Origin of the sequence: Acetivibrio sp. (genome assembly GCF_035371925.1) — a bacterium.
In the GTDB taxonomy this organism is placed as follows: domain Bacteria; phylum Bacillota; class Clostridia; order Acetivibrionales; family Acetivibrionaceae; genus Hungateiclostridium.
In genome coordinates this window covers 1-10,950 of sequence record NZ_DAORXT010000093.1, presented here as the reverse complement: position 1 = coordinate 10,950, position 10,950 = coordinate 1, and the positions used below count along the sequence as shown (strand labels likewise).

5 protein-coding genes are annotated in these 10,950 nt (G+C 38.9%); 4 read left to right on the top strand and 1 reads right to left on the bottom strand.

What is annotated here, in order from left to right:
- Positions 1–7 precede the first annotated feature (7 nt).
- Positions 8–2,848, top strand: a complete 2,841-nt coding sequence (locus PLH43_RS11225) for an S-layer homology domain-containing protein (RefSeq protein ID WP_324363124.1) — start codon at positions 8–10, stop codon at positions 2,846–2,848.
- A 103-nt stretch (positions 2,849–2,951) separates the two neighbouring features.
- Here PLH43_RS11225 and PLH43_RS11220 read toward each other — a convergent pair whose 3' ends face one another.
- Positions 2,952–4,550, bottom strand: coding sequence for a peptide chain release factor 3 (locus PLH43_RS11220; protein WP_324363121.1), 1,599 nt, complete (start codon positions 4,548–4,550; stop codon positions 2,952–2,954).
- A 346-nt stretch (positions 4,551–4,896) separates the two neighbouring features.
- On the opposite strand from PLH43_RS11220, the gene pglX reads away from it, so the two are divergent.
- From pglX to PLH43_RS11205, 3 genes are all read left to right on the top strand, one after another.
- The gene (gene pglX / locus PLH43_RS11215) at positions 4,897–8,616 is read left to right on the top strand and encodes a BREX-1 system adenine-specific DNA-methyltransferase PglX (protein WP_324363119.1); all 3,720 of its coding nucleotides are present in this window, start codon (positions 4,897–4,899) and stop codon (positions 8,614–8,616) included.
- Positions 8,617–8,658: 42 nt separating this feature from the next.
- Complete coding sequence (locus PLH43_RS11210; RefSeq protein WP_324363117.1) at positions 8,659–9,714, top strand: ADP-ribosylglycohydrolase family protein; 1,056 nt, start codon at positions 8,659–8,661, stop codon at positions 9,712–9,714.
- 310 nt (positions 9,715–10,024) lie between these two features.
- On the top strand, positions 10,025–10,861 hold the full coding sequence (locus PLH43_RS11205) for a DUF1848 domain-containing protein (protein ID WP_324363115.1): 837 nt from the start codon (positions 10,025–10,027) through the stop codon (positions 10,859–10,861).
- Positions 10,862–10,950: the final 89 nt, after the last annotated feature.

Below are 10,950 nucleotides of genomic sequence, written 5' to 3'. Positions count from 1 at the left end.
TCGAACAGTGGCAAAAGTCACTGATGAAATAACAATATTAATTGTACAAGGAGTGGTGGCAAAAATGAGGAAAATTTGGGGTAAAAGAGCCTTGTTGTTTTTAGTTGCATTATGTTTACTTTTTACTGTCCTTTGTCAAAATGCAGCTTTTGTATCGGCAAAACCTGAAGAAAAAACCTTTGTTATAAACTTTGAAGAAAGCATGAACGAAAAGGCTTCAAAAACAGTTGAAATACCGAATCTTTTTGAGATTTCAGATGTTACTGTTGATACGGGAAAAGTGTCTTATAAAAGAGAGGGAGACAAAGTAACCGTTAGTGTTTCGGAAGGTGTGTATGAAGAGAAATCTCACACAAAGGAGGTTACGATAACTATAAAGGACCCTGCTTCAAACGATTTCCCGGAAATACACAATTATGATGTTGACGGTTATAAAGGAATCCTTAAAAAAGTAGATTCTGGTTATGATACAGAAAAAGAATGGTCCTGGGTAAAATATGAAGGTAGTGTAACTAAAGAAAAGTGTAAATATTATAAATATAAGGTTGAGATTAAATATACTGAAAACGTTCGTCCCGAAGTATATCTTTCGGAGCCGAAACGCGGTATGATTACCAATTATAAAATTGATGTTAAAGGTTATGTTAAAGATGAAAACGTAGGTGACGAGCTGAAATTGTACTTTAGCTTTGACAGTTATAATGACAGCATGGACGGAAATCTCTTTAAAGATTCCATTATAGCCGACGGAACCAACCAGAGTATAAGCGGAACTATAGATTTGACACCCTTTAACCTTAAAGACGGCAAGCACAGCTTTTATTTCTGGGCAGTGGATAAAATGGGTGTAAGGTCAAATCCGGACAAGATAGAGTTTACAGTTGACACTGTGCCGCCTGAAAAGCCGGTGCTTGTTCCGGACAAAACAGAGATAACAAACGAAAGTGTTGTAGTATCGGTGTATTATCCTCAAGATGCTGTGAAAAAAGAGATAAAGATAAATGACGGATCTTGGCAGTCAATAACCGATATTTCGAAAAATGACCAAGTAGTAATGGATGATAACGGCAAAATAGAAGCAAGGGCAACTGACGAGGCAGGAAATGTTTCGGAAGTTGCAGAATTGGTGATTAGCAATATTGACAAGACTCCTCCGGAGACACCGATTATTTTGCAGAAACCTGACAACAATATACCGACAAAAGAAAGTGTATTGATTGAAATAATCTATCCCGATGATGCTGTTACAAGACTGTATAAAGTCGGCAAGGATGACAAATGGTCGGGCTATGAAGACAAGTTTTATTTGTCGGTTAATGAGGCAGTCTATGCCGTATGTATGGATTTGGCGGGGAATTTAAGCAAAGAGGCTGTAAAAGTTGTGACTAATATTGATACATATCCTCCGACAGCGCCGACAATTAATACAAGTGCGCAGGAGACTCAAGGACAATCGATTACGGCAACAATTGTGCCGGGAGTTGACAATGAGTCCGGAGTTAACAGAACCGAGTACTGCTTAAAAGGTGCGACTACAAAAGATTGGGAAAAATATGAGGATGGAACTGTAATAACAATAACTGCATTGGGAGAGACGGAAATCTGTGCAAGAACAATTGATAATGCCGGAAACATTTCGCCTGAGACAAGTAAAAAGGTTGTAATAAAAGAGAAGAAAGATAACAGCGGAGGCAATAACGGCGGTGGTAATAACGGCGGCGGTAATAACGGCGGCGGTAATAACGGTGGAGGCAATAACGGCGGAGGCAATAACGGTGGTGGTAATAACGGCGGTAAAAATAACAATGAAATTACAGAGCCTAATCCAAACATCCCTGCTGTCTATCCCATGGATTTGTCCGTATTCATACACGCCGACAAATCGCAATACGAAGAGGGTGAAGTAATTACCTTTACCGTCACCTACAAAAACAAAACCAATATTCAGGCAAATAATGTTGTCGTAAAGGCGGAAATACCCGAAGACACCACTGCTGTGGATGTGGCTGGAGGTACTCAAAAAGAGAATAGCATTGAATGGAAAATTGAATCTCTTAAAGCGAATTCTTCAGGCAAAATTCAATACAAGGTCAAGGTAAATCTACTTGATGTGCCGGAAATAAGTTCTTCGGCCACAGCTTACGTTACGGCAGACGGAACATTGATTAACAAAGATGACGATGAATCAAAAACCATATTCCTTCTTTACTCGAATAGATTTGGCGAAAACTTCCACGGAAAATATATTGCAGGCTATGAAGACAATACATTCAGGCCTTTGAACAATATAACAAGAGCAGAAGTGGCAACAATTATGGCAAATATATTGGGATTGAAGCAAGAGATTTCAGGCAGCAGAACATATCCGGATGTTTCGAAGAACCATTGGGCGTACAACAATATAATTGCCGTGACAGAAAAAGGTCTGTTTACAGGATATGAAGACGGTACATTCCGTCCGGACAATTTTATAACGAGGGCAGAATTTGCTACGGTTTTGGCTAAATATTTGAAGCTGAAAAATGTTGAACATGAAGAGTCGAATTTCGCAGACATCGAAAATCATTGGGCTCAGAACTACATAGAAGAAATATACAGGGTAAGATTGATAGAAGGTTATCTGGAAAACGGTGTGAGATTATTCAAGCCCGATAACTACATAACCCGAAGTGAAGCTGTTACAATAATAAACAAAATGCTGTTCAGAGGGCCGCTTGAAGGAGCAAAGGTACCGTTTACCGATGTTGAGGAAGGTTACTGGGCTTACGGACACATATTGGAAAGCTCTATAGACCATTACTACGTAAGGAACAAAGATCAAAAAGAAACAATAGTAAACAAGCAATAAGGAGAAACGCGGTTCGAATATTGAACAAATAAATATGACAGATGAAAGAAATGAGGGTTGGCATATGTGCCCACCCTCATTTTAATAGTTTCAAGTTTGAATATTATAAATCCCTTTTTGCAATGTCATGCAGTTTTAACGAAGGATTTTTTTCCTCAGCCCAGCGTATGGACCATTCATTTTCAAACAGAAGAACATATCTTTCATCTTCATCATGTACAATCATAGTGGTGCTTGTTAACGTCAGATTTCGAGGATCTGTGTCATTCGACGCAATCCAGCGGGCATGTCTTTGGGGAATTCGCTGAATTCTTAAATCCACGCCATACTCATTCTTAAGTCTGTACTCCAAAACCTCAAGCTGCAAAACTCCTACGACTCCGACAATAAGGGACTCAACCCCAATATCAATTTGCTTGAATACCTGTATTGTACCTTCTTCAGCGAGCTGATTGATACCTTTTATAAACTGCTTTCGTTTCATAGTGTCCACAGGAGTAACTTTGGCAAAATGTTCGGCCGGGAATATCGGAATTCCTTCAAACCTTAGATTGCTGTTGCCTTCGCTTAAGGTGTCTCCGATGTGGAATATTCCGGGGTCGAACACACCTATTATATCTCCAGCATAGGCTTCTTCAACAATGGTGCGTTCCTGTGCCATAAACTGCTGTGGCTGGGAGAGACGCACTTCTTTTCCTTGCTGAACATGATAGACTGACATACCGCGGTTAAAGCACCCGGAACAGATTCTGATAAAAGCTATTCTGTCCCTGTGGGCAGGGTTCATATTTGCCTGAATTTTAAACACGAATCCGGTAAACTTGTCCGATTCGGGGTCCACTTCTCCTTCAGAAGAGTTCTTTATGCCAGGTTTCGGGGCCAGCTCCAAAAACTCTTCAAGAAAGGGCTGTACTCCAAAGTTGGTCATGGCACTTCCGAAGAACATCGGAGTAAGTTCACCCTGCAATATTTTTTTCTTGTCAAAAGCATCACCGGCCATATCAAGAAGCTCGATATCTTCACAGAGCTTATTATGATAATGCTCTCCAAGAAGCTCGGCAAATATCTTGTCATCAACGCTGCCTTTGGTTGATGAAACGACAGTCTGACCGTGATTGCCCCCTTCGAACAACTCTATCTGGGAAAGCTTTCTATTATATACTCCTTTGAAATCTCCATCGGTTCCTATCGGCCAGTTCATGGGATATGCGCGGATTCCAAGGACGTTTTCCAGCTCTTCCATGAGTTCAAAGGGGTCTTTGCTTGCCCTGTCCATTTTGTTTACAAAAGTAAATATGGGAATACCTCTCATCTTACAAACATGAAAGAGCTTAATGGTTTGCTCCTCAACTCCTTTGGCGCCGTCAATCAACATGACTGCACTGTCGGCAGCCATAAGAGTTCGATAGGTATCTTCACTAAAGTCCTGGTGGCCAGGAGTGTCCAATATATTAATACAATAGTTGTTGTACTCAAATTGCAAAACGCTTGAGGTAACCGAGATACCCCTCTGTTTTTCAATTTCCATCCAGTCGGATGTTGCAAATTTGTTTGCTTTTCTCGCCTTTACTGAACCGGCCAGTCTTATAGCGCCTCCATACAGAAGAAGCTTTTCTGTCAAAGTAGTTTTACCGGCGTCAGGGTGGGATATAATTGCAAACGTTCTTCTTCTTTCTACTTCATAACTGATTTTATTTTGCATAACAGCATAACCTCTTACCGTTAATTATTAATTTATAAATTATTAGGGAACAATTTATTTTATATTATTGCCATATGGCATGTCAATAATAAAGATATGAGGAGTTGTACGGCATTTTTTTTGTTCTGCCATTCTAAACATTACAGCTTTATGCTAAAGCCTGTACAATATTTTACTCGATGATATAATTAAAATATCGATGCGTGAGCCCTCATAATCCAAAAACTTAAAGAATAAAGCCAGAGGACTATTAGCGACTTTTTAAAGAAAAAATAGCCGGCGGTGATATGGAGACCGGCAATCAGACAGCAATTTGCTTAATCATGAAAATTAAGGAGGCGGCAGCATGGATAAAGCAGCAATTAAGAAATTTGCAGTATGGGCTAGAAAAAAATTCATTGAAGATATAAAGCAAAAAGCTTATGAAATAGGAATAACTGAGAAGGAAATAAAAGAGCCTGAAGTTTTTTCTTCAGACACAATGATAATAGGCAGCAGAAGTTTGAACATGGAGGAGATGGAGCAAAGAAAGAGCCTTGTGGCCAGGATAAATGAAAATGGATTTGATAATGTGATAGAGGAAGCTGCATACACCTGGTTTAACAGGTTTATTGCCCTGCGTTTCATGGAAGTTAACGATTACCTTCCTACAGGTGTGAGGGTATTGTCTTCTATAGAGCACGGCAGGAAGGAGCCGGATATTATCAGAGAAGCACCAAATATAGACCTTGATTTGGACAGAGAACTGGTGTATAAACTGCAGGATGCCAATGATACCGAAGCTTTGTACAGGTACCTTCTTGTAAGGCAGTGTAATGCTCTGAAAGAAATCCTTCCGGGATTGTTTGAGAAGATTGAGGATTATACAGAAATTCTTCTGCCTTCAAATCTTCTTGGTGAAGGGTCTGTAATAAGAAGACTGGTGGAGGACATATCGGAGGAAGACTTTAAAGACCAAGTGGAAATTATAGGGTGGATGTACCAATATTATATATCGGAAAAGAAAGATGAAGTTTTTGAAGGGTTAAAGAAGAATATAAAGATAGCCAAAGAGAATATTCCTGCGGCTACCCAGCTGTTTACTCCTGACTGGATTGTCAAATACATGGTGGAAAATTCATTGGGAAGGCTGTGGCTGGAAGGGCATCCTAATGAAGAGCTGAAAGCCAAGTGGAAGTATTACATTGAGGAAGCAGAACAGGAACCTGAAGTTTTAAAACAGTTGGAGGAAATGCGAGCTAAAAGCAGGGAATTAAGGCCGGAGGATATAAAGGTGCTGGACCCTGCCATGGGCAGCGGACATATCTTGGTGTATGCCTTTGACGTTCTTTATGATATCTACAAGAGTGAAGGATATTCTGAAAAGGATATTCCAAAGCTTATTATTGAAAACAACCTGTACGGACTGGATATAGACGACAGGGCCGCTCAGCTTGCCTGTTTTGCAGTTATGATGAAGGCGAGGAGTAAGAACAGAAGGATATTCAAAGAAAAGCTTAATGTTAATATATGTGCTATACAGGAAAGTAACGGTATTTCAAAGGAAGCAGTTGATTATTTCAAAAAAAGATGTTCTAATGCCTCAGGTTCATCTTTAGAGAGTGGGCCAAGAAACGGAAAGAGAGGATTTGAGTCAGGGGAAAATTTGAATGATTTATCCAATGGCGATCTAGAACAACAAGCCGAATATTTGATAGATATATTTCATGATGCCAAGGAGTATGGCTCTATCCTTGAGGTAAAGCCTATTGATTTTGACGATATTGTAAGAAGGTTGGAGGAAATAAGAGACGGCGATACGGGAGATTTATTTGAATATCAGTATAGGAGTATAATCCTTGAGAAAGTGCCTGTATTGGTAAAGCAAGCAAGAATAATGAGCCAAAAATATGACGTGGTGTGTACAAATCCGCCTTATATGGGCGGCAGGGGTATGAATGTCAAGTTAGTGGAGTTTTTAAGGGAAAAATATCCCGACAGCAAAAGTGATCTTTTTTCAGCTTTTATGGAAGTTCCGTATGTTAAGCGAAATGGTATGATGGCGATGATTAACCAGCATTCTTGGATGTTTCTGTCCAGCTTTGAAAAGCTAAGGGAAAAAGTTATATCCAGCCAAACTATTGTCAATATGATTCATCTCGGACCGCGAGCGTTTGAAGAAATAGGTGGGGAAGTTGTACAGACAACTGCTTTTGTTCTAAAGAATTTTTTATTGCAGAAATATAAATCTGTTTTTATCAGGCTTGTTGATATAAAAGATGCTAAAGAGAAAGAAAATTCAATGCTTTCTGCAAAAGATAATGATAGTAAACTGTATTATATTGCTGCATCAGATAATTTTAAAACTATTTTAGGTATGCCGATTGCTTATTGGGTGAGTAAGAATGTCCTTAATAGCTTTAGCAAGGGAAAACCGTTAAGTGAAATTGCAGAACCGAAGCAAGGGATGGCAACGGCGGATAATGATAGATTTTTAAGAATTTGGTATGAAGTCGATTATAAAAAGATAGGGTTTAGTATTCCCAATAGTGAAATTGCAAGAAACAGTGGCTACAAATGGTTTCCTTATAACAAAGGCGGGGACTTTAGAAAGTGGTATGGCAACAATGAATATGTTGTTAATTGGGAGAATGACGGTGAAGAAATACGAAATAATAAACCATCGGTTGTAAGAAATCCCGGTTATTATTTTAGGAAGGGAATTACCTGGTCCTTTGTAAGTTCATCATATTTTGGGGCCAGATATTCAGACCAAGGGTTTATTTTTGACGTGGGAGGTTCTTCTGTGTTTCCTCCGGAGGAATATCATTTGTTTATAACTGGACTTTTGTGCTCTAAAATTGCGACAGTCCTAATGAGAGTACTTAATCCCACTCTAAATTTTCAGGTTGGAAATGTTGCTTCACTGCCGGTTATTTTGCCGGATGCCGATAAAGTGTCCGAAATCAGTTTTTTGGTTAATGAAAACATTAATTTGTCACGTAATGACTGGGATATATTCGAAACATCCTGGGACTTTAGAAAACACCCTTTACTCCTTTATAAAGGAGATAAAACTACAATACAACAGGCGTTTAATAATTGGTCGGCCTTTGCGGAAAATCGGTTTGACCGGCTGAAAGTCAATGAAGAGAAGCTAAATCGGATATTCATAGAAATATACAGTTTGCAGGATGAGCTTGCTCCCGAAGTAGAGGAAAAGGATATAACCGTTAGGAAGGCCGACAGGGTAAGGGAAATAAAGTCATTTATCTCCTATGCGGTAGGATGCATGTTCGGCCGGTACTCCATTGACGAAGAGGGACTTATTTGTGCCGGTGGGGATTTTAATGACAAGTGGAAATATGAGGGGGAGCAGTGGAAAGTAAAGAAGGCTGTAAAAGATGAAGAAGGCGACGATAAAGATTATTCATGGGCAAATGCTTCTTTTGCACCTGACCCGGATAATGTTTTGCCCATTACCGGTGACGAGTACTTTGAAGATGACATCGTTGGAAGGTTTATTGAATTCGTTAAAGCAACTTTCGGTGAAGATACTTTAGAAGAAAATTTGGACTACATTGCCGATACAATTGGAAGAAAAACTTCTGAAACGGCAAGGCAGGCTATTAGAAGATATTTCATAAAGGAATTTTACAAGGATCATGTGCAAATATACCAGAAAAAGCCTATATACTGGCTTTTTGATTCCGGAAAGCAGGATGGCTTTAAAGCACTTGTCTATATTCACCGTTATGATGAGTTTACAGTGGCAAGGGTAAGAACCGATTACCTTCATAAATTGCAAAAATCCTATGAAGATGAGATTAAAAGGCTGGATATTGCTATTGACTCCAATGCTTCACAAAGAGAAAAAGCCAATGCAAGAAAGAAAAAAGAACAGATATTAAAGCAGATGGAAGAATGTTTGCAGTATGACCAGGTAATTGCCCATGTTGCAAACCGGAAAATAAAGATTGATTTGGATGACGGAGTAAAAGTAAACTACGCCAAGTTCCAGGGAGTTGAGATACCTCAGGGTGAAGGCAAAAAGCCGTTGAAGGCAGACTTGCTGGCAAAAATATAAATTAATAAATTGAAAAATGTCCGGGAGGAGATTTGATAAATTGTGAAAGAAATAATTCTAGGCTCAATAATCGGAACGGCTGTTGGGGATTCGTTAGGGTTATTGTATGAAGGATTGCCGGCAAATCGGCAAAAAAAGCTTTATAAAAATATTGACAGTCAAAAGTTCTTTTTGGGCAAAGGTTTTATTTCTGATGATACGGAGCATACATTGATGGTCGCTCACGCTTTGTATCATTCCTCGGGGGATGAAGGAACATTTTCAAAATATCTTGCAAAATCCCTGAGAAAATGGATAATATCAATGCCTTTAGGGGTTGGTTTTGCATCATTAAGGGCATGTATAAAGCTGCTTTTGGGCTTTTCACCCGAAAATAGCGGTGTTTTTTCTGCAGGGAACGGACCTGCAATGAGAAGTGCATTGATAGGAATTCTTTATGGAAACGATATTGAAAAAATGAAAAGCCTTGTGAGGATTTCTACGAGGATTACCCATACCGACCCAAGAGCAGAAATTGGTGCACTAACTGTCGCATATGCAGCTTTTGTTGTCGCTACCCGTAAGGAAGTAGACCCTTCAAGTTTTTATGAAGGATTAAAAGTACTTCTTATTGGTTATGAAAGCTTAGAGTTTCTTAAAATTATTGAAGAGGTTGTAGAGAGTGTTAATAATAAAGAAAGTACTAAGGAATATATGGAACGTTTGGGGCTTAGAAATGGAGTCAGCGGATATATGTATCATACTGTTCCTGCGGTTATTCATGCGTGTCTGAGCTATAAGGGGGATTTTAGAAGAAGTATTGCAGAAATGATTGAGTGTGGTGGGGACACTGATACTACGGCAGCCATCTTGGGTGGTATTTTGGGGGGAAGTGTGACAGCTAAAGGAATTCCGGAGGACTTGCAAAAAAACATTTATTTATTTCCGTACTCTATAAAGTATATTGAAGATATAAGTCAAGCTCTTGCCAGTAAGAATGAGAAGGCTTTTGAAATTCGCGTTAAAGAACCTTTTTGGGGATTGAGCCTGATTCGAAACCTTATTTTTATTCCTGTAATTGTATTTCACGTTATCAGGAGAATGCTTCCGCCGTATTAAGGGACAGGGGAAAAGAGAAACTGTCCACTGTTTTACGTATCCTGTTGGCATTTCTTAATTTTAATACTGTCTTAATGATTTGCTTGCTTTAAATACAAGCTGTGATATGGCAAAATGGTTACATAGTGCGAATTGCTGATTAAAACATGATAGCTGTTGATTTTAAGAAAACTAAGGCGGTTAATTTGCCTTAGTTTTTTACAAGACACCATTTGTTTTACTTACTTTGATTATAAGGTATGGTGTGGTAAAATAGTTAACCGGTAAACTTTGATATATCCAAAAAACTTGTGGAGGAATTTGAAATTCGATGCTTGAAATAATAAGCTGCAGCAGAAGAACGGATATTCCGGCCTTTTATTATGACTGGCTGCAGGAATGTCTGAAAAATAAATATGCAATGGTGAAAAATCCTTACAACGGATCTACATACATGGTGGATTTATCTTGTGAAAAGGTACATTCAATTTGCCTGTGGTCCAAGTCCTTTGCCAATGTACTGAAAGACCCGAAATATTTGTCGCTGTATAATTTGTACTTTCAGTTTACAATCACGGGGTATTCAAAGCTTTTAGAGCCAAATGTTGTTGACACAAATGAAGCGATTAGACAGATGGAACAACTGGCACAAAAGTACTCACCGCAGCAAATTAACTGGAGATTTGACCCTATTATTTTTAGCATAAAAGGAGAGAAAGAACCGGTACCCGATAACTTTGAGAGAGCAAGGCTACAGATGTTTGAGACTTTATGCAAAGATATTTCATCCTTTGGTGTAAACCGGTGTACCATAAGCTTTCTTTGCTTGTATAAAAAAGTGGAGCAAAGAATGAAAAAATCCGGTTTTACTTATTTTCTTCCTTCACAGCAAAAGCAAATTGAATTTGTAAGCCAGTTGGTTGAGATTGCTGATAAATATGGAGTTACTATTTATACATGCAGTAATCCTCTTATTGAAGAAGTAAAGGGAGTGAAGAAGAGCCATTGTATAGACGGACCTTATCTTGAAGCATTGTTCGGAAAAAGGGCCTCTCGGGCAAAAGACGCAGGACAAAGAAAGGAATGCGGATGCACCAGGTCAAAAGATATTGGAGGCTATGATGAACAGAGATGCAAACATGGGTGTCTGTATTGCTATGCAAGATAGTTGAATTGAGATATTGATTTGATCATATAAAATGTATAAAATGATTATCCCACAAAAAGTATCGGTTCTAAATAAAATTTCTTAAACCT

Coding starts and splice junctions, on each gene's coding strand:
- PLH43_RS11220 (WP_324363121.1), bottom strand. CDS start 4,550: ATGCAAAATAAAATCAGTTATGAAGTAGAAAGAAGAAGAACGTTTGCA.
- pglX (WP_324363119.1), top strand. CDS start 4,897: ATGGATAAAGCAGCAATTAAGAAATTTGCAGTATGGGCTAGAAAAAAA.
- PLH43_RS11205 (WP_324363115.1), top strand. CDS start 10,025: ATGCTTGAAATAATAAGCTGCAGCAGAAGAACGGATATTCCGGCCTTT.